The organism is Azotobacter armeniacus (genome assembly GCF_054779355.1).
In genome coordinates, this window is the sequence record NZ_BAAGYK010000118.1 from 1 (window position 1) to 18741 (window position 18741).

The window sequence follows — 18741 nt, forward strand, 5'->3', positions numbered from 1 at the left end:
GTTCTACGACCTGCACGTCGCCAACCAGAGCCAGTTGGCCGGGCAGGCGCTGCACTCCATCGGCCTGCTGTACGAAATCGAGCGTGACGTGCGTGACCGGTTAGCCGATGAGCGATGGCGGATACGTCAGGACAAGGCGGTCCCCATCGCGGATGCCCTGCATGCCTGGATGCTCGCCCAGCGTCAGCGGGTGCACGAAGGCACGGCCATCGCCAAGGCACTGGATTACAGCCTCAAACGCTGGACGGCCCTAGTGCGCTATCTCGATGACGGGATGGTGGCGATAGATAACAACTGGTGCGAAAACCAGATCCGCCCGTGGGCCCTCGGCCGCTCGAACTGGCTGTTCGCCGGCTCGCTGCGCAGCGGCAAGCGTGCGGCTGCACTGATGAGCCTGATCCAGTCGGCACGCCTGAACGGGCATGATCCCTATGCCTATCTGAAAGATGTGCTGACCCGGTTGCCGACGCAGAAGGCCAGCGAGATATCCGCGCTGCTGCCGCACAACTGGAAACCTGCCAGCAAGGCGTGATGCCCGGCCGTACTTTCGAACAGCATCTGGGGAGCTGTATGGCCAGTTCCATTGATCAACTTCAGCATTCGAGCGGCCAAGTGGCTTTGTGAGGCGGCTTTAAAGCAGCAGAAGGGTCGCCAGTCCGCCTAACAGGCCTGCAGCCATGACCGGCAAGGTCAGCCAGGCCAGCCGGCTCCCGCCGACCACGGCAATCAGCACGCCCTTGACCAGGCTGTTGCTGAGAGCGGCTAGGAAAATGCCATGCACCGCTACCTCGTTGGCCAGGTCGCCTTGGGCGTTGCGTGCCAGGGACAGGGTGATGGCATCTACATCGCTCAAGCCAGCCAGGAGTGCTATCAGGTAGATTCCGGCCTCACCCAACCAGCGCCGGGCTGCCTCCACGAAAAACAGGATCAGCGCCAGCAGGGCAGCGAAGCGCAACGCCGGGCGCAACTCGAAGGGGTTTTGCAGCAGCGTTTCGGTGCTCCCTGCTGCCTCTTGCCCGGAGCGGCGGTAATACAGCAGTGCACCCCCTGCATAAACAAGAGTGACTACGGCCATCGGCCAGCTCAGGGTGGTCAGGAGAGCAGGATTGATCACACCGACTTCCAAAAGTACCCGTGGGAACATCAGGGCCGAGGTGGCCAGGAGACCGCAGGCAAGCAGATGCTGCAACCGTGCCTCCTTGTGAAGGCGGGAGAGGGTCAGGGTCATCGCGGTGGATGACACGATGCCTCCGAGCAGGGAGGTCAGCAGCAGGCCGTAGCGGGTGCCGGCCGCGCGTATCGCCACATAGGCGGCGAAGCCGATGCCGGCGATCAGCACCACCATCCACCAGATGACATAGGGGTTGAAGACCTGCCAGGGGCCATAGCCTTGGTTCGGCAGTGCTGGTAGCAGCACCACAGAAATGAACAGCAGCTTCAGGGCTCCGGACAGTTCTTTTGTTGTCAGCTTGTGCAAGGCGCTATGCAGCACACTCTTCAGGCTGAGCAGCAGGGTCACCACGACGGCGCCGGCGGCGGCCAGCGCACGGCTGTCAGCCAGCGCCAGGCCACCAAGCAGGAAGGTCAGCAGCAGGGCGATCTCGCTAGTCATGCCCTGGTCGCCATTGTTGCGTAGGTCGCCAAGATAGCCGGCCACCACCAGCACGCCGAACACCAGCAGCAAGGTGATCCAAGCGATGATACCCAGAAGATTGCTGAATAGCATCGACAGGCCACCGAGCAGTCCAGCCAGGCCGAATGTGCGAATGCCCGCAGGTAGGTGGGTGTCGTCGATATCCCGGGCGCTCCAGCCGCGCTCGGTACCGATCAGCAAACCGACGGCCAAGGCTGTGGCAAGATCGAGCAGAAGATCAGCGGTTATTGGCATGCCGGCATTCCGCAAAGTAATGACTGAAGCTTAGGGGCTCATTTGAGCCAAAAGAGCGGCATTCGTTATTTTTAAGCTTTGGGGTGACAGTTAAGTGCTATTAGCTTCGTGACGATCCACGGGATTGAATCCAGGAACTGTTGCCGGGTAAAGACAGCGACTGAGGCATAACTGCCTGCGATAGTCGCCGGTTTGTCGAAGCGGTATTCTGGCTTGCCCGAACCGGTGCGCCCTGGCGTGACTTACACCACGGAGCCTTCGGAATTCCCGGGGCGGTTCAATTCTCGGCTTTGGCCTTCTGGTGTTGGGTGTCCAAATCGCGCGCCATGTCTGTCAGATGCACGCCGCGCGCCGCTTTCTGGCTCCTCTCCAAACGATTGGCAAGTCGATCTCGACGCCCGTTAGCTTCCGCAGGAACTTTCTCAGGGGGCAGGTGCCGGAAGTAGTCCTCGCAGACCCGATCGAGCGGAATGATCACCTGGCCGCGGTACTGGACCATCAGCAGGAATGCTGTGTTCATCGGCATTTTCCTCCCTTCTTTTTTACTTTCGATTTCTTCGCGCAGTCAATATGGGCGCTGGCGGTCCAGCCGAATTGGCTGCAGATGCGGCCGCTCTTGGTGGCCATTTCGTCGAGGCGTTCGTCCATGATTTACTGCGGTTGGTAGGCTAATTCCGGCAGGTTAGTGGCACTGTGCTCCCGTTACGGTGCACTTGCCACGAAATTCCAGTTGGGGCAGGATTTCTCCGTTGTAAGTGCCGAGCAGCCTGTTTCGACAGGCCAACATCATAATCACGGAGACAATATGAATAATAATGGTGCCGATGTTGCTGTATACGTGCAGAAGTACAAGGGGTTCGATATGGCGGTTGAGCCGTACCGCTCCGAGCTGGGAAGGAAGTGGACCATCCGAGCCAGCGTACGCCGAGACAAGGAAGTGTTTACGTCTAGAAAAACCGATATCGATTATTCCTGGGATGGCCTTGATGCAGCGCGTGAGGCTGGGTTCCGGCATTGCCGTGCTCTCATCGACAGGTTGGCCAAGCATTAGTAGTAGGTATCTTCTGCTGCCACCTCCCTCTGCTTCGAGCATGATGCTCTTGAATTTGATCATGGCCGCGTAGCGGATAACCAGCGCGGCGAGGGCAGCAGTGTCCTCCTGCCGCCCGCGGCCTGGCTCGATATCGGTCAAGGCGAAGCTGCCTACGAAGTTATCGATGACCAGGTCGCCGGCGTTGAGTGCGGAATGTGAGTGAGTGTGGAGGAGGCTGGTCATTGGCCAGCCTCCTGCTGGATGCGCTTCATTCGATCCAGCCGCTCGATCTCGGCCAGGATTAGGGCAGCCACCTAGTGAAAGCCGGCGGCATATCCCAGTGGTGGCCTATCGCGTGCCAGTGCGCTGCCGTTGCATAGGCAGCAGCTGCTACTGCGAGTTCTCCTCGCGTGTAATTGTCATCATGTTCAGGCGACCATTCTTCTTCCTGGATCTGCCGATAGCGTTCGGTGAGCACGTCACTGGCCGCCAGGCTGGCGGCTCCGGGAGAGGGATGAATGTAGAGTGGAGTCAGTTGCTGCTCGCCGTGTCCGGCTTGCAGCGTGACGGCGATGCTGCGCAGCTGACGGGCGACGGTGCGGTCGCACTGGCTTTGCGCGTGGCGCTCATGGCGTCCTACGTAGCCGCGGCCAGCCACGACCATCGTGGAGAACAGCGGCTTGCGCGGATACTGGCCCGGTGCGCCTCGAAGACTTCGTCGACGTCGACCCACTCAGCCGGTATTGCCCGCTCCAGCGCCAGGCGTGCCATGATACTGGCCGGTGCCTGCTTCTCGAACCGCGCCAGGATTGCATCCCACATCGTCTTGTTCCCCCTGATCGACTGGCGAGGGAGTTTACTCAAAGACCTTGAAAGGGATAGGAGAGAAGGGATGGCCGGTTACGCCGGCCAAGCGGTCACTCTGTCGACGTCTGCGTGACTACAGACGGATTCCGGAGCGGTGACTTCCGTGTCTTGCAGATTACTCGAACCGCCTGCGCGCTTTGCTGGAGCCGTGAAACACGGCCGGCGTGGCCACTGTAGCAATGACCGGCTGACGCTGACGGCATGCCGATCTGCCGACGGCATTTAAAACAGTAGTCCGGTACCGGTCTTTTGCCAGGCGCAAGTTAAATGCAGGACATCGCGGTGCGCTGTGATCCCCGGCCAATTCGAGAGGGGTGGGCGAATACGTGTTGGAAGTGTGGCCGGTTACACTCCGTCAATTCGCGCTACCGCCCTGTGCGAGGACTTGCTACTGCGCATCTCCGATGCCACCCGTTTCCGGGCTATCGGGCCTCCCAGGCGTGCAGCAGGCACTCGGAAAGGTGCTGATACGAGGCTTTGTCGTCTTCCATGCCCTTCTCCAGCAAGAGGCTGGCAAACCGGGCGGCTAGTCTGCGAAGTATCCAGAGCACCGCCTCGACGAACCGGCGACAGTGGGGAGTTCTGGTGAGCGGAATGCCCTTCGTGGCACTCAGCAGGGTATGCGAGCCCATTCGGTATCGCTCAGACGGCTTCTGTCGGTCATGGCAAAAGCCACACTTTAACGCTGGGCTTGCGTCAACCTAGCAGCTATCGCGTTTCCGCATGACCGGACCAGCAATCGCAGCGCCGGCATCCAAGCCGCTGAAGGGTGCGATCAGCATTCGTTCCAGCTTGCCGATCATCGCCTGCTGATGGAAACGGAATGAGCAAGATAATCCCTTTGGCCGACAACGGCCTGTCTCCAGCCCTTCACAAGTATCCTGCGATGGCGATCTCCTTGTGTGTGCTGTCGGCCAGCTTGCGGTTGGGCAGGTGCTCGGTTTCAAAGCGGTCGCAGAGGCGGGCGAATGTCGGCGCCTCTTCGCCGGTGAGCAGAGCAAGCAGGGCACCGTTGTCGACCGTCAGTGGAGTAAGCTTGGCGTTGGCGGCCCCTGGCCGGCTCGCCTTCCTCGATCCATTACTTCAGCTGCTGCAGGCTGGGTTTCCCGAAGGCATGGCACAGCTTCCCGTATTCGCCGGCTTCCATCAGGCGCGGCAGGTTCACGGTCAGCTGTGAAATGACCTTTGCCATGGCAATGCTTCTCTGCTGCCCGGCCTGGGCGGCGTGCTGCTTGTGTGAGGTTTTGGGGTTACTCGCGCCACTGGAACTCAGTGCAGCGCACGATGACGGTTGGCCGTCGCGCTTGAATTCCAGCATGGATGCAAAGGGCAGGGTGCTGCAGTAGGCGGCGCACATGCCACCCGCGGGCTGGCTGGTCATTGGCTGGCTTCTATGGCTGTGTCGATGGCGGTGCGCATCGTGTCGGTCCCTCCGCTGTAAATCACGCCTATTTCACGGAGAGCCCTCCCGTTGATACGGGGCAGCAACCATTCGAGCCGCTCCGTATCCTTCCGCAGCCGCCCTACCTCGACAGCCAGCGCCTTGGCGTTCTCCTCAGCCGTGCTGGCGCGACTCCATGCCTTGTCGTGCTCTTCCTGCAAACGCTCGACCTCGGCGCGCAGGGCATCGCGCTCGGCTTCGACGGCGATCAAGACATCGACCTCCTTTGCGCAGGTTCTGGCGAACTTATTCCCCTCGAGCTCCAATTCTCGGCACTGCTGCGCCAAAGCCTCGTTACTCTTGTGTAGCTCTGCGATGTCCCGCTGTGCATCGCTGATCAGGTGCTTGATGGCTGTAGGGCTGGCCTGCAGCGCGGCGTGATCGGGCGAAAGTGCTGCCCATTGCTCGCAAGTCTTGTTCATTCGTTAGCCTCCAGCAGGGTGCATTGCTTGGCCTCAGCTGCGCATGCCTTGCACCAATTAGGACAATCTCCATTTTCCTTCGTTGAGTGCTCCAGCGGTATGGTGACGGGCTGCTCGGCCAGCTCCCGCAGAGCCCGGAGGCGCATTCGTCCCTGCTCATCGCCGGCGACGTGCCGAACAAGCGCTGGAGTAAGCGTCCGCCCGGACGCTCCGCCTGCGGCTATCGCCCAGGCGCCTGCTGCCGTCCGCCGGTCCGCTCGCTGGGGCGGGTCGGATCGTCACCGCGCTGTTCAACCTGCTCGAAGACCGCGATGTATTCAAGCGCGCCGGCCGCGAGGCCAGCCGGGAGCGCCTGCTGGGCGAGCTGGAGAGCCTGCACGCCGGGGTGACACCAGCACTGGGCTTTGCTCCGGGCCGGCGGGTGGGCGCAGCGGGGGCGCACATCGTCGCGATGGATGTAACTGCAGGGCGCTTCGTTCCCACCAGACACTATGTCGAGGCGCAGTCCTGAGCGGCCAGCAATCTTCCCCCAGTGTGGGGGAGCGGCGGCTTTTCCCCGAATCTGGGGGATGCCCTTCATGGAAAAAAATCTGAAAAATCAGTCGGATATTAATACAAGGCGACTGGCGCGGGCTGTGCATGTGTCGAATCGGGAACGCGTTTTCGCGATTCGGGAATGGGCATGGGTTTCTGAAACGGGAGTCAGTCGTCGTGGCGATCAGGAAAGTCTTGCTTGTCGAGGACGAGCCAGTCCTTGCGGAAAATCTCAAGGCCTATCTCGAAACGAGACGCTGCGAGGTGCACGTCGCCCATGACGGCGCCGGCGCCATCGCTCTGGCGGCAAGCTTCGGGCCGGACATCCTGGTGCTCGACTACTGCCTGCCGGACATGGACGCCTTCCAGCTGCTCGATACCCTGCGCGGCCGCTATGACGGTGAGCGGGTGCTGATGACCGGCTACCCGAGCGGGGCGATCTGCGATGATGCGGCGCACCGCGGCATCGTGAACATCCTGCTCAAGCCCTTTCCGTTGGCGGATCTGGGCCGGGTGGTGTGCAAGCCGCAGGTCGAGCGCCGGGTGCACAGCGAATAGCGCTGCTTCTGCCCAGAGCGGGCGACTGTATTGAATGAGGGGAGCTTGCATGGACAGTCTTTCTGCAGAGCCTGCACCCGGCGGGAATGAGCTGGGCAGAGCCCGCTTCGAGGCGGCGCTGCTGCGTGAGGCCCGCGAGCGCGCCGCGACCGGGGGCGGGCGGGTGGTCGAGGCGCTGGAGGCGCTGGCCGGGCTCGCGGCGGGCGAGTTCGTCCGCTGCCTGGGGGCCACCCTACGCTACCCAGTGCTCGACGGCGAGGCGCTGTTCGCTTGTCGGCCGGTGTTCGAGCGGCTGGCGCTGGCCCAGGCGCTCAAGCGCGAGTTCGCTGTGGTCCGCCTCGACGAGCGCGAGGTCGGGGTGTTCGCCGATCCCTTCGACGATGCCCGCCTGGCCTGGATCGACGCCTGCCTGGAGGGCGCACCGCTGTACCTGGTGCATCCGGCCGATCTGGCCGGCTACCTGGCGCGCCACGAGGAGGAGTTCCAGGCCGTCGAGTCGCTGGGCGCCGACGCTGCCGAGGCGGTCGAGGCCGAGGCGGTGGAGAACCTGTCGCTGGCACGGATCAGCGAGGACTCCAGCGTGGTGGTCAAGCTGGTCAACTCGACCCTCTACGACGCGCTGAAGATGCACGCCAGCGACATCCACCTGGGCATGACCGGCAGCGGACTGGTGATCAAGTACCGCATCGACGGGGTGCTCAACTCCATTGGCCGAGTGCAGGGCAGCGAGATCGCCGACCAGGTGATCTCGCGGGTGAAGGTGATGGCCGAGCTGGACATCGGCGAGAAACGGGTGCCTCAGGACGGCCGCTTCAAGGTCGGCATCCACGGCCGGCAGATCGACTTCCGGGTGTCGATCATGCCGAGCATCTTCGGCGAGGACGCCGTGCTGCGGGTGCTCGACAAGCAGGACCTGGCCGACCGCGTCAGCGGCGTCAGCCTGGAGGCGCTGGGCTTCGAGGAGGCGACCCTGCGCAGCCTGCGCCGGCTGGCCGCCGAGCCCTACGGCATGGTGCTGGTGACCGGCCCCACCGGCAGCGGCAAGACCACCACCCTGTACGCGATGATCACCGAGATCAACCACGGGGTGGACAAGATCATCACCATCGAGGACCCGGTGGAATACCAACTGCCCGGGGTGCTGCAGATTCCGGTCAACGAGAAGAAGGGACTGACCTTCGCCCGCGGGCTGCGCTCGATCCTCCGCCACGACCCGGACAAGATCATGGTCGGCGAGATCCGCGACCCGGAAACCGCACAGATCGCCGTGCAGTCGGCGCTCACCGGCCACCTGGTGTTCACCACCATCCATGCCAACAACGTGTTCGATGTGATCGGCCGCTTTGTGCAGATGGAGGTCGATCCCTACAGCTTCGTCTCCGCGCTCAACGCGGTGCTTGCTCAGCGCCTGATCCGTCTGGTCTGCCCGGACTGTGCCTCGCCCGTGGAGCCGGGGGCCGACGAGCTGCTGAGCTCCGGGCTGAACCCGGCCGAGGTCGGCGACTTCCGCTTCGTCCAGAGCAGCGGCTGCGGGCGCTGCCGAGGGTCGGGCTATCGCGGGCGCAAGGCGATTGCCGAGCTGCTGCTGCTGGACGACGAGATCCGTCAGTTGATCGTCGAGCGCCAGCCCATCTCGCAGATCAAGGAACTGGCCCGCCGTCGCGGGCTGCGTCTGTTGCGCAGCTCGGCGGTGGAGCTGGTGCGCAGCGGGCGGACCACCCTGGAGGAGATCAACCGTGTCACTTTCGTGGGGTGAACGGTATATCGCCGTGCTCGGCGCCACGCGCCTGGCGCTGTTCCGCCGACGGAGGGGCGAGCTGGAGCTGCTCGGCGGGACCGAGTACGGCCAGGCCGAGGGGCCGGCCTGGAGCGGCGCAGCACAGGCGCTGGAGCGCCTGCTGAGCGAGCAGGATCGCGGGCGCGGCACCTTGAGCCTGGTGCTGTCCAGCCGCTTCGTGCGCTTCGCGTTGATTCCCTGGAGCGAGCAGATCGCCTCGCCAGAGGAGCTCGAGGCCTATGCACGCTTCCGCTTCCAGGAGATCTACGGCGCGCTCGCCAACGACTGGCTGGTGCGCCTGTCGCCAGCCCCGGCCGGGCAGCCGCGGCTGGCGGCAGCCGTCGAGCGGGGGCTGCTGGAGCGCCTGCAGGTCGCGCTGAAGGGCGCCGGACTCCGCTTGGCTTCGGTGCAGCCCTACCTGATGGCGGCCTTCAACCGCTTCGCCGGGCAGCTGCCGGCTGGCGACTTCCTCTTCGTGCTCGCCGAGCAGGGACGCAGCAGCCTGCTGTTGGCCCGCGAAGGATGCTGGGCCGGCGTGCGTTCCGTGGCCGGCAGCGGAGACGACACCGCGTTGCTCGCCCTGATCGAGCGGGAGAGCGATTTGCAGGGGCTGGAGGGCGCGGCGCGCTCGGCACTTTACCTGCATGCGCCGGGGCGCACGGAGGCGCCGCCGGACGGGCTGCACGCACTGGAGTTGCCGCGGGCGCCAGCGGATGCCCTGCAGGCCATGGCTATGGCGGTGAACTGAGATGCGTCAACTCGATCTCGACTTTCAGCGCCGGTCCCTCGCCAGTCCGCTCGGCTGGGTGCTGCTGGCCGGCGGCCTGCTGCTGGCCGGACTGATCTGGGCCGTGCAGCAGCGGATCGCCGCGGACACGGCGCACGACGCCGGGGAGCTCGCCCGGTTGCAGCAGGTGCAGGGCGGCGAGGTCCGCCAGGCGCCGCTGTCGAAGGCCGACAGCCTGGCCCAGCAGGCCAGCCTGGCGGAAATGCGCCGGGTTTCGGCGGCGCTGAACCTGCCTTGGAACGGGCTGTTCGCCACCCTGGAGATGTTGCCCCTCAAGGACGTCGCCTTGCTCACCCTGACCCCGGATGCGCGCAAGCGGCTGCTGCGGATCACCGCCGAGGCGCGCAACCTGGAGGCCATGCTGGAGTTCCATCGGCACCTCGAGGAAAGCGATGGGCTGAGCGACGTTTCCCTGCTTGAACACGAGGTGCTCGTCCAGGTGGCGGAGCGGCCGATCCGCTTCAGCCTGCTGGCGACCTGGGAGGTGGCGGATGGGCGTCCATAGGCTGATTCTCCGCGAGCGCCTCCAGCGGCTGGGCTGGCCGGGCGCTGGAGGCGCCGCGCTGTTGGTGCTGGCTGTCGTCCATGGGCTGTTCGGCCTGTGGCCGGCCTGGCAGGAGCGCCAGGCGCTGGCCGAGCGCATCCTGGAGACCCGCGAGCACCAACTGCGTATCGAGCAGGGCGTCGAGCTGCCGCCCCTGGGCCCCGGCCAGCAGCTGGCCGACTTCCACCGCCAGCTGCCGGCGCAGCCGGCGGCAACCGCAACCATCGACCGTATCTATGCGGCGGCCCGGGCAGAAAACCTGTCATTGGCCCGCGGCGAATATTCCCTCGGTATCGACCCGAAAACCCGCCTGGCGCGCTACCGCATCCTTCTGCCGGTGCGCGCCGGCTATCCGCAGCTGCGCCGCTTCCTGCACAGCCTGCTGGCCGAGGTGCCGGCGCTGGTGCTGGAGGATGTTGAGTTCAAGCGCAAGGACATCCATGAAACCGAACTCAAGGGGCGCATCCGCATGACTCTCTATCTGTCGAGGTGGTGATGGGCAGGCGACGGCTTCTGGGCTGGCTGGCCTTCTTCGCCTGTACGGGACTGCTGGCGCTGCTGCCCGAGTTCTTTTCGCAGAAGGTCGAGCCCCTGGTGGCGTCTCGTGGCGGACCGGGCGGACCGGGCGGAGCGGCTATGGTGCCGGCCGGACAGAGTGCCGCCCAGGCGGACGCCCGGACGCTCCGGGCCGGGCCGGCGAGTCAGGCGGTGCCGCAGGCGAATCTGTTCGCCGCGCACAGCTGGCGCGCGGCACCAGCGCCGAAGCACCGTCCGGATGCCGCGGCGCTGGCGGCGGCCACATCGAGGCTGCCGTCACCTCCGGTAGCTCCACCGCTGCCATTCCAATTCATCGGGCGGCTGGACGACAGTGTTCGGCTCAGGGTCTTTCTGCTGCGCGGGGATCGCGTGCACACGGTGGAAGCCGGCGACGTGATCGACGGCACCTATCGGCTGGAGAAGATCGCTGCCGACGAACTGACCCTGGTCTACCTGCCGCTGAACCAGATCCAGTCGCTGTCCGTGGGGAGCAATCCATGACCATTGCAACGCGCAAGGGTGCAACCGCCATCTGGCTGCCGATGCTCCTGAGCGCTGTGCTGGTGTCCGGCTGTGCCGGGCAGCCAAGCAAGGAGGGCATCGCCCTGATCGACGAGGGGCGCTACGAGGAAGGACTGGAGCAACTTATCGAGGCGGTGCGCAAGGAGCCGCGCAATTCCGGTCTGCAGATCGCCCTGACCACCCAGCGGGGGCGGGTGGTGACCACGCTGCTGAGGCAGGCCGAGCAGGCGCGCGCCACGCGCGACAACGAGGCCGCCCAAGCCGCCTTCCAGCGCGTGCTGGCTATCGAGCCGGGCAATGCCCGGGCCACCGAGGGAATGCGCCAGATCGTCCAGCTGCGCAATGTCGCCGAGCAGTACCGTCAGGCGGAGCTGGCCCTGCGTCGCGGTGATCTGGCCGGGGCCGAGCGGCTGGTGCGCTCGATCCTAAGCCTGGAGCCGCAGCACGAGGGGGCGCTGGCCCTGCAGGAGGACATCGAGGGCACCCGCGCGCAGACCGCCGTCGCCTATCCGCAGCTGCGCGCCAAGCTGCAGCGGCCGGTCAGTCTGGAGTTTCGCGAGGCCAACCTGAAGCTGGTCTTCGAGGTGCTGGCGCAGACCGCGGGGATGAACTTCATCTTCGACCAGGACGTGAGCCCGGATCTCAAGGCCACCATCTACGTCCGGCAGGTGGCCATCGAGGATGCCGTGGACCTGCTGCTGCAGCAAAGCCAGCTGAGGCAGAAGGTGGTCAACGACAACACCATCCTCATCTACCCGAACACGCCGCAGAAGCTCAAGGAGTATCAGGAGCTGGTGCTGAAGACCTTCTACCTGGCCAACACCGACGCCAACACCGCGCTGAACATGGTCAAGACCCTGCTCAAGACTCGCGACGTGTTCGTCGACGAGCGCCTCAACACCCTGAGCATGCGCGACACGCCGGATGCGGTGCACCTGGCCGAGCGGCTGTTCCAGGCCCAGGACCAGGCCAACCCGGAGGTGGTGCTAGAGCTGGAGGTGATGGAGGTCTCCCGCCAGCGCATCCTCGATCTCGGCCTGCAGTGGCCGAGCACCTTCAGCGTCCTCACGTTTCCTCCGGATGGCGGCGATCCCGCGCGCGCCAGTACGCTTGGCCAGCTGCGCGGAATCAACTCTAATCGAATCGGGATCAATCCATCGCCGACGCTGAGGATCAATGCTAACGACAGCGACGTCAACACCCTCGCCAGCCCGATACTGCGGGTCAGCAACCGCGAGCAGGCGCGCATCCACATCGGCGAGCGGGTACCGGTGGTCAGCGCCACCTCGACACCTTCTACTTCGGGGCTGATGTTCACCGAGAGCGTCACCTACCTGGACGTGGGCCTGAAGCTGGAGGTCGAACCCATCATCCATCTGAATGACGAGGTCGCCATCAAGGTGGGGCTGGAGGTGAGCAACGCGAACCCGCTGCCGAGTACGGAACAAGGGAGCACTCTGTACCGGGTGGATACCCGCAACGCGGTCACCACCCTGCGCCTGCGCGACGGCGAGACCCAGATACTGGCTGGCCTGATGCGCAACAATCGCAGCAAGTCGGGCGATCGCATCCCCGGTCTGGGTGGCATCCCCGTCCTAGGCCGGCTGTTCGGCAGCAACCGGGACGAGCTGAACAAGTCGGAGCTGGTGCTTTCCATCACCCCGCACATCGTGCGCAATCTGCCGTACCAGAGCCCCTACGACATGGAGTTCGGCTCCGGTACCGAGAGCCGCCTGCGTCTGCATCCGGCCGCGCTGCCCCGCGAGAGCGAGGTCGGACGCAGACAGCCGAAGTCCGGATCGCTTGTCTCCGGTGGGGGAGAGCAGCCATGAACGGCGGGTCGGGCCGGGAGCGCGGCTTCTCGCTGCTCGAACTGGTGGTCGCCCTGGCGATCCTCGGGCTGCTGGTCGGCATGGCCGCGCCGCTGACCGAGACGGTGATCCGCCGCGGCAAGGAGCAGGAGCTGAAGGGTGCGCTGTACCGCATCCGCGATGCGATTGATGCCTATAAGCAGGCGGCCGACGCCGGCTATATCGAGAAGTCCGCCCTCGGAAGCGGCTATCCGCCCTCGCTGGAGGTGCTGGTGGAGGGCGTTCGCGACCTGCGCAACCCGTCGGGGAGCAAGCTCTATTTCCTCCGGCGGATTCCCCGCGACCCCTTCGCTGTGCCGGGCATGGACGCGCTGGAGAGTTGGGGGCTGCGTAGCTACGGCAGTTCCGCGGAGAATCCACAGGAGGGCGAGGACGTCTTCGACGTCCACTCGCTGTCCGGAGGCCGCGGGCTCAACGGCATTCCGTACCGGGAGTGGTAGCCATGAAACGACAGGCTGGGTTCACCCTGATCGAGCTGCTGGTGGTGATGGCGATCATCGCCAGCCTGCTGACCATCGCCGTGCCGCGCTATTTCTCCAGCCTCGAGCACTCCAGGGAGACCACCCTCAAGCAGAGTCTGGCGGTCATGCGCGATGCCCTGGACCAGTATTACGGCGACACCGGCAGCTATCCGGAAAGCCTCGAGGCGCTGGTGGAGCAGCGCTACCTGCGCAACCTGCCTGTGGACCCGATCGCCGAGCGCCGCGACTTGTGGGTCGTGCTACCGCCGCCCGAGGGCATTCCCGGCAGCGTCGCCGACGTCAGGAGCGGGGCGGACGGGCGGGCGAAGGACGGCAGCCTGTATGCCGAATGGTGAGGCGATGCGCGACCAGCGGGGCTTCACCTACCTGGGCGTGCTGTTTCTCGTCGCGCTGATGGGCGGCGCGCTGGCCGCGGCCGGCCAGCTGTGGTCGACTGCCAGCCAGAGGGCCAAAGAGCGCGATCTGCTCTGGGTCGGCAACCAGTACGCCGTGGCGCTGCGCAGCTATCATCGCAGCTCGCCCGGTATCGCCCAGTATCCGCAGAGCCTTGAGGAGTTGCTGGAGGACCGCCGGCAGATCAAGCGGCAGCGGCACCTGCGCCGGCTCTACGCCGATCCGGTCACCGGCAGCCGCGAGTGGGGACTGATCCGCTCGGTCGATGGGCGTATCACCGGGGTCCACAGCCTTTCCGAACGGCGCCCGCTGAAGAGCGCGAACTTTCCGCCGGGGTGGGAGCATTTCGAGGGGATGACCCGCTATGCCGACTGGCAGTTCGTCGCCGAGCCGTCCTTTCGCGAGGACTAGGGGGCCGGAAAGCAAGACGCCCCGGCGGAGCGGGGCGTCTAAATGGTCAGAACCGGAGCCTGGGCTCAGCCCTGCCAGCGCTTGAGCACCAGGGTGGCGTTGGTGCCACCGAAGCCGAAGCTGTTGCTCATCACGGTGTGCAGGGTGACGTTCTCGCGGGTCTTCTGGACGATCGGCAAATCGGCCACTTCCGGGTCCAGCTCTTCGATGTTGACCGAGCCGGCGATGAAGTTGTTTTCCATCATCAGCAGGCTGTAGATCGCTTCCTGCACGCCGGCGGCGCCCAGCGAGTGGCCGGACAGGCTCTTGGTGGAGCTGATCGCCGGGGCCTTGTCGCCAAACACGGTGCGTACGGCCTTGGCCTCGGCCACGTCGCCCACCGGGGTCGAGGTGCCGTGGGTGTTCAGGTAGTCGATCGGAGTGTCGACCGTGGCCAGCGCCAGCTGCATGCAGCGCACCGCGCCTTCGCCGCTCGGGGCGACCATGTCGTAGCCGTCGGAGGTGGCGCCGTAGCCGACGATCTCGGCGTAGATCTTCGCGCCGCGCTTGAGGGCATGCTCCAGTTCCTCGACCACCACCATGCCGCCGCCGCCGGCGATGACGAAGCCGTCACGCTTGGCGTCGTAGGCGCGCGAGGCCTTTTCCGGGGTGTCGTTGTACTGGGTGGACAGGGCGCCCATGGCGTCGAACAGAAAGCTCTGGCTCCAGTGTTCCTCTTCGCCGCCGCCGGCGAAGACCATGTCCTGCTTGCCCATCAGGATCTGCTCCATGGCGCTGCCGATGCAGTGGGCGCTGGTGGCGCAAGCCGAGGAGATGGAGTAGTTCACGCCCTTGATCTTGAAGGGGGTGGCCAAGCCGGCGGAGACGGTGCTGCCCATGGTGCGCGGCACACGGTACGGGCCGACGCGCTTGACGCCCTTCTCGCGCAGGATGTCCAAGGCTTCCATCTGGTTGAAGGTGGAGGCCCCACCGGAGCCGGCGATCAGGCCGACGCGCGGGTTGGAGATCTGCTCCGCTGTCAGGCCGGCATCCTTGATCGCCTGTTCCATGGACAGGTAGGCGAAGGCGGCGGCGTCACCCATGAAGCGGTAGATCTTGCGGTCGATCAGTGCTTCCAGATCCAGGTCGACGGAACCGGACACCTGGCTGCGCAGGCCCATTTCGGCATAGGAGGGGTTGTGGCGAATCCCTGGCCGGCCGGCACGCAGGTTGGCGGATACGGTGTCCTTGTCATTGCCCAGGCAGGATACGATGCCGAGGCCAGTGATCACGACGCGACGCATGTGGATGTCCTTCAGAAGCTGTCGGTAGAGGAGAACAGGCCGACGCGCAGGCCTTCGGCGCTGTAGATCTCGCGGCCATCGACACTGACGGTGCCATCGGCGATGCCGAGGATCAGCGAACGGTTGATGGTGCGCTTGATGTGGATGTTGTAGGTGACTTTCTTCGCCGTCGGTAGCACTTGGCCGAAGAATTTGACCTCGCCCGAGCCCAGGGCCCGGCCACGTCCCGGATAGCCTTGCCAGCCCAGGTAGAAGCCGACCAACTGCCACATGGCGTCGAGGCCGAGACAGCCCGGCATGACTGGATCCCCTTCGAAATGGCAGGCGAAGAACCACAGGTCCGGGTTGATGTCCAGTTCGGCGACCATTTCGCCCTTGCCGTACTTGCCGCCGGTATCGCTGATATGCGTGATGCGATCAACCATCAACATATTGGGGAAGGGCAATTGCGCATTACCCGGACCGAACAGCTCGCCGCGAGCGCAGCGTAGCAAGTCTTCCTGGGTATAGGCGTGTTGTTTGGTCATGCAAATTCCTCAATGGTCCGTTCATGAAGGGCGGACGAAACGTCTGGTGGCTGCAGGCAACGGGGGTATGATTCGGCAGCCTAGTCATAGACTGTTGCCTGATGTTGAAAGTCACAGTGCCGAGCTGAGCAAGGTCATCCCTATCATGGCGTCGCAGCCGGCAGCACAATGCATGGAGTCGGAATGACGAAGGTCGGCCGTAATTATTGAGTTTATCACTTGTTGGCCTGAGGAAGGGCCGCCGACCGACCATGGAGGAGGCTTGCCAGCGTTGCAAAATGCTTACGGCACTGCCTGCGCCCGTGCAAGGGATAGCCGATGACTGGTCGCAGCGGCATCGCTCCGTATAATGATGCCCCATTGCCGTACTGGAGGAACGAGATGACAGCAAGACAACCCATCGCAGTGCTCGGCGGCGGCAGCTTCGGCACGGCGCTCGCCAATCTGCTGGCGGAAAACGGCCAGGCCGTGCGGCTGTGGATGCGCGATCACGAGCAGGCCGAGGCGATCCGCACGCATCGGGAGAATCCGCGCTATCTGAAGGGCGTCAAGGTGCTCCCCGACGTCGAGCCGGTCACTGACCTCGCCGCGACCGTCTCGGGCAGCGCGCTGATCTTCGTCGTGCTGCCCTCCAGCGCCCTGCGCCAGGCGCTGCAGCCGGTATCCGCACTGCTGGCCGGGAAGATGCTGGTCAGCACCACCAAGGGGATCGAGGCGCAGAGTTTCAAGCTGATGAGCCAGATCATCGAGGAGATTGCCCCTGCGGCACGCATCGGCGTGCTCTCCGGGCCCAACCTGGCGCGGGAGATCGCCGAGCATGCGCTGACCGCCACGGTCATCGCCAGCGAGGACGAGGAGCTGTGCCGGGCGGTGCAGGCCGTGCTGCATGGGCGCACCTTCCGCGTCTACGCCAGCGGCGACCGCTTCGGCGCCGAACTGGGCGGAGCGCTGAAGAACGTCTACGCCATCATGGCCGGCATGGCCGCCTCGCTGGGCATGGGTGAGAACACCAAGAGCATGTTGATCACCCGCGCCCTCGCCGAGATGACCCGCTTTGCTGTGCGGCTTGGCGCCAACCCTATGACTTTCCTCGGCTTGGCCGGGGTCGGTGATCTGATCGTCACCTGCACCTCGCCGAAAAGCCGCAACTACCAAGTGGGCTATGCTCTCGGCCAGGGCCTCAGTCTGGAGGATGCGGTGGCGCGGCTGGGCGAGGTGGCCGAAGGGGTCAATACCCTGCGGGTGCTCAAGGCCAAGGCTGAGGAGCTCGGCGTCTACATGCCGTTGGTCGCCGGTCTGCACGCCATCCTCTTCGAGGGGCGCACTCTGGCCCAGGTCATCGAGGCCCTGATGACCGGCGAGCCAAAGACCGATGTGGACTTCATTTCCACCAGCGGCTTCTGATTCCTCCATCCCGGGTGGTGAGGAGATCCCCATGAAACTCTGGCTGCTGCGACATGGCGAAGCCGAGCCGCACGCCCGCCCCGATGCCGAGCGCGCGTTGACCCGGCATGGCCGCCAGGAGGTCCGCCAGGCGGCCGTGCACCTGGCTGGCCGGCCGTTGCGGACGATTCTCTGCAGTCCCTATGTGCGCGCCCGGCAGACCGCCGAACTGCTGGAGGAGCTCCTCGACGGCGCGCCGGAGCTGCTGGTGGTGGACTGGCTGGCTCCGGACAGCGATCCGCGCCAGGCCCTCGACCGGCTGGCCGAATGCGGCGGGGTGGAGCTCCTGCTGGCCAGCCACCAGCCGTTCATCGGCGCGCTGGCCGGCCTGCTGATCCACGGCCACCTGCAGGCTCCAGTACCGATGGGCACCGCCAGCCTGGCCGAACTGGATGGCGAACTGCCGCTGGCCGGCGCGATGTATTTGCGTGCCCTCCATCATCCGGGGCACAGGCGGTAGGGTGGGTTGGGCCGCAGGCCGTAACCCCTCCCCCCAACGGCGCCGCAGATGCCGCCCAGGGCCACTTCATCGCGCTTGACTATCCCCCGGTTCCGGTCGCCCGTTGCTTGCGTCGCCAGCCGTCTGGAGTTGGCCTGCATTCTGACCCAAATCTGACATATGGAGCCGTTAGGCTGGCGGCTCTTATATAAGCACCGACATTCTTAATCGCCAATCGTGCTTAGCCGCCCGATGGCGATGGGCTATAAAAACCTCACCAAGAACGAATAAATAGCAGGATGAGCCAGTCGGGTTCCAGAGGCATCCTTCTTCGCAGGGAGGCAAGCAACCTTGGGCGCGAAGGTCCCGAAACGGTTCAACCTGATCAGATGGCTCTCCTTGGTCAGCTTCGCCGTCATCACGACGGTCGTCCTCTCGCTGGCCCTCCTTTCCACCCGTTTTCTGCTGGTCGAGAGCGTCCGGCGCGATGGGCTGCTGACGGCCCAGTCGGTCCGCTCGATCGCCGCCATGGAGCGGCGTCAGTCCGCGCCGGGGCCGGAAACCGTCGGGTCCGAACGGCTGCTGCGGACGAGCATGCGCAGCGAGCGCAGCGAGTTCCTCGACCACATCGCCCAGCTCCCCGATGTGCGCCTGGTCAACCTGTACGCCCCCGACAGGGTCGTCTTCTGGTCGACCGATCCGCAGCTGATCGGCAGGAAAGTCGCCAACGACAACCTGGAGGAAGCCTTCAGCAGCGGGGATACGGTCACCGCCAGCCACTTCGGAGCGAGCCTCCTTGGCCTGCCCGCCAGCCTCCAGGTCGAGCACTACATCCCGCTCGACGACGGCGCGGGCCAGGTGGCGACCCTGCTGGAGATCCACAAGGAGCCGGTGGATCTGATCGCCCACCTCCAGCGCAGCTACCTGGTGTTCTGGCTGGTTGCCGTGCTTGGCGGCGTGCTGATCTATCTGGGCCTGTTCT

Annotated in this window: 23 protein-coding genes and 2 pseudogenes; 16 read left to right on the forward strand and 9 right to left on the reverse strand. The window is 64.9% G+C overall.

Annotated features, from left to right (window positions below):
• Window positions 1–532, forward strand: a 532-nt coding sequence (locus ACYVD0_RS16055) for an IS66 family transposase (RefSeq protein ID WP_460427739.1), incomplete at its 5' end; no start/stop codon positions are given.
• Between the two features lie 99 nt (window positions 533–631).
• Here the strand turns inward: ACYVD0_RS16055 and ACYVD0_RS16060 are convergent.
• From ACYVD0_RS16060 to ACYVD0_RS16070, 3 genes are all read right to left on the reverse strand, one after another.
• Complete coding sequence (locus tag ACYVD0_RS16060; protein WP_460427758.1) at window positions 632–1882, reverse strand: MgtC/SapB family protein; 1251 nt, start codon at window positions 1880–1882, stop codon at window positions 632–634.
• Between the two features lie 283 nt (window positions 1883–2165).
• Window positions 2166–2408, reverse strand: coding sequence for a pyocin activator PrtN family protein (locus tag ACYVD0_RS16065; RefSeq protein WP_460427740.1), 243 nt, complete (start codon window positions 2406–2408; stop codon window positions 2166–2168).
• Window positions 2405–2536, reverse strand: a complete 132-nt coding sequence (locus ACYVD0_RS16070; protein ID WP_460427741.1) for a hypothetical protein — start codon at window positions 2534–2536, stop codon at window positions 2405–2407. The genes ACYVD0_RS16065 and ACYVD0_RS16070 overlap by 4 nt, the downstream gene beginning before the upstream one ends.
• 214 nt (window positions 2537–2750) lie before the next feature.
• On the opposite strand from ACYVD0_RS16070, the gene ACYVD0_RS16075 reads away from it, so the two are divergent.
• A complete protein-coding gene (locus tag ACYVD0_RS16075; RefSeq protein ID WP_460427759.1) occupies window positions 2751–2939 on the forward strand; it encodes a hypothetical protein in 189 nt (62 codons plus the stop codon).
• A 283-nt stretch (window positions 2940–3222) separates the two neighbouring features.
• On the opposite strand, the gene ACYVD0_RS16080 is transcribed toward ACYVD0_RS16075, so the two are convergent.
• From ACYVD0_RS16080 to ACYVD0_RS16095, 4 genes are all read right to left on the reverse strand, one after another.
• Entirely contained in the window at window positions 3223–3585 is a 363-nt protein-coding gene (locus tag ACYVD0_RS16080) for a hypothetical protein (RefSeq protein ID WP_460427760.1), read from the reverse strand.
• Window positions 3558–3743: a hypothetical protein gene (locus tag ACYVD0_RS16085; RefSeq protein ID WP_460427761.1), complete on the reverse strand. Its 186-nt coding sequence runs from the start codon at window positions 3741–3743 to the stop codon at window positions 3558–3560. Before ACYVD0_RS16085 ends, ACYVD0_RS16080 begins: the two co-directional genes overlap by 28 nt.
• A gap of 1123 nt (window positions 3744–4866) precedes the next feature.
• Complete coding sequence (locus ACYVD0_RS16090; RefSeq protein WP_460427742.1) at window positions 4867–5169, reverse strand: hypothetical protein; 303 nt, start codon at window positions 5167–5169, stop codon at window positions 4867–4869.
• The gene (locus ACYVD0_RS16095) at window positions 5166–5651 is read right to left on the reverse strand and encodes a hypothetical protein (RefSeq protein ID WP_460427743.1); all 486 of its coding nucleotides are present in this window, start codon (window positions 5649–5651) and stop codon (window positions 5166–5168) included. The genes ACYVD0_RS16090 and ACYVD0_RS16095 overlap by 4 nt, the downstream gene beginning before the upstream one ends.
• Window positions 5652–5785: 134 nt before the next feature.
• Here ACYVD0_RS16095 and ACYVD0_RS16100 point away from each other — a divergent pair.
• The 11 genes and pseudogenes from ACYVD0_RS16100 to ACYVD0_RS16150 form a co-directional block, all read left to right on the forward strand.
• A pseudogene (locus ACYVD0_RS16100) lies at window positions 5786–5882 on the forward strand (SCO family protein); the annotation flags it as partial.
• A gap of 480 nt (window positions 5883–6362) precedes the next feature.
• Window positions 6363–6743, forward strand: coding sequence for a response regulator (locus tag ACYVD0_RS16105; RefSeq protein ID WP_460427744.1), 381 nt, complete (start codon window positions 6363–6365; stop codon window positions 6741–6743).
• Between the two features lie 49 nt (window positions 6744–6792).
• Window positions 6793–8499, forward strand: a complete 1707-nt coding sequence (locus tag ACYVD0_RS16110; protein WP_460427745.1) for a GspE/PulE family protein — start codon at window positions 6793–6795, stop codon at window positions 8497–8499.
• Window positions 8480–9268 (forward strand): hypothetical protein, encoded by a 789-nt coding sequence (locus ACYVD0_RS16115; protein ID WP_460427746.1) that lies wholly within the window; start codon window positions 8480–8482, stop codon window positions 9266–9268. Before ACYVD0_RS16110 ends, ACYVD0_RS16115 begins: the two co-directional genes overlap by 20 nt.
• A gap of 1 nt (window position 9269) precedes the next feature.
• Complete coding sequence (locus ACYVD0_RS16120; RefSeq protein ID WP_460427747.1) at window positions 9270–9812, forward strand: pilus assembly protein; 543 nt, start codon at window positions 9270–9272, stop codon at window positions 9810–9812.
• Complete coding sequence (locus ACYVD0_RS16125) at window positions 9799–10347, forward strand: GspMb/PilO family protein (RefSeq protein ID WP_460427748.1); 549 nt, start codon at window positions 9799–9801, stop codon at window positions 10345–10347. Before ACYVD0_RS16120 ends, ACYVD0_RS16125 begins: the two co-directional genes overlap by 14 nt.
• On the forward strand, window positions 10347–10889 hold the full coding sequence (locus ACYVD0_RS16130; protein WP_460427749.1) for a hypothetical protein: 543 nt from the start codon (window positions 10347–10349) through the stop codon (window positions 10887–10889). Before ACYVD0_RS16125 ends, ACYVD0_RS16130 begins: the two co-directional genes overlap by 1 nt.
• Window positions 10886–12742: a secretin N-terminal domain-containing protein gene (locus ACYVD0_RS16135; protein ID WP_460427750.1), complete on the forward strand. Its 1857-nt coding sequence runs from the start codon at window positions 10886–10888 to the stop codon at window positions 12740–12742. The genes ACYVD0_RS16130 and ACYVD0_RS16135 overlap by 4 nt, the downstream gene beginning before the upstream one ends.
• Window positions 12739–13221, forward strand: coding sequence for a type II secretion system protein (locus ACYVD0_RS16140; protein WP_460427751.1), 483 nt, complete (start codon window positions 12739–12741; stop codon window positions 13219–13221). The genes ACYVD0_RS16135 and ACYVD0_RS16140 overlap by 4 nt, the downstream gene beginning before the upstream one ends.
• Window positions 13222–13223: 2 nt before the next feature.
• Complete coding sequence (locus tag ACYVD0_RS16145; protein ID WP_460427752.1) at window positions 13224–13598, forward strand: type II secretion system protein; 375 nt, start codon at window positions 13224–13226, stop codon at window positions 13596–13598.
• Entirely contained in the window at window positions 13585–14067 is a 483-nt protein-coding gene (locus ACYVD0_RS16150) for a type II secretion system protein (RefSeq protein ID WP_460427753.1), read from the forward strand. The genes ACYVD0_RS16145 and ACYVD0_RS16150 overlap by 14 nt, the downstream gene beginning before the upstream one ends.
• 65 nt (window positions 14068–14132) lie before the next feature.
• Here the strand turns inward: ACYVD0_RS16150 and fabB are convergent, their stop codons facing one another.
• Entirely contained in the window at window positions 14133–15350 is a 1218-nt protein-coding gene (fabB, locus tag ACYVD0_RS16155; RefSeq protein ID WP_460427754.1) for a beta-ketoacyl-ACP synthase I, read from the reverse strand.
• A gap of 11 nt (window positions 15351–15361) precedes the next feature.
• Window positions 15362–15877 (reverse strand): bifunctional 3-hydroxydecanoyl-ACP dehydratase/trans-2-decenoyl-ACP isomerase, encoded by a 516-nt coding sequence (fabA, locus tag ACYVD0_RS16160; protein ID WP_460427755.1) that lies wholly within the window; start codon window positions 15875–15877, stop codon window positions 15362–15364.
• 381 nt (window positions 15878–16258) lie between these two features.
• Between fabA and ACYVD0_RS16165 the strand changes: the two genes are divergently transcribed.
• The 3 genes and pseudogenes from ACYVD0_RS16165 to ACYVD0_RS16175 all read left to right on the forward strand — a co-directional run.
• Complete coding sequence (locus ACYVD0_RS16165; protein WP_460427756.1) at window positions 16259–17281, forward strand: NAD(P)H-dependent glycerol-3-phosphate dehydrogenase; 1023 nt, start codon at window positions 16259–16261, stop codon at window positions 17279–17281.
• Window positions 17282–17312: 31 nt separating this feature from the next.
• Complete coding sequence (sixA, locus tag ACYVD0_RS16170) at window positions 17313–17780, forward strand: SixA phosphatase family protein (protein ID WP_460427757.1); 468 nt, start codon at window positions 17313–17315, stop codon at window positions 17778–17780.
• Window positions 17781–18110: 330 nt separating this feature from the next.
• A pseudogene (locus tag ACYVD0_RS16175) lies at window positions 18111–18741 on the forward strand (two-component sensor histidine kinase); the annotation flags it as partial.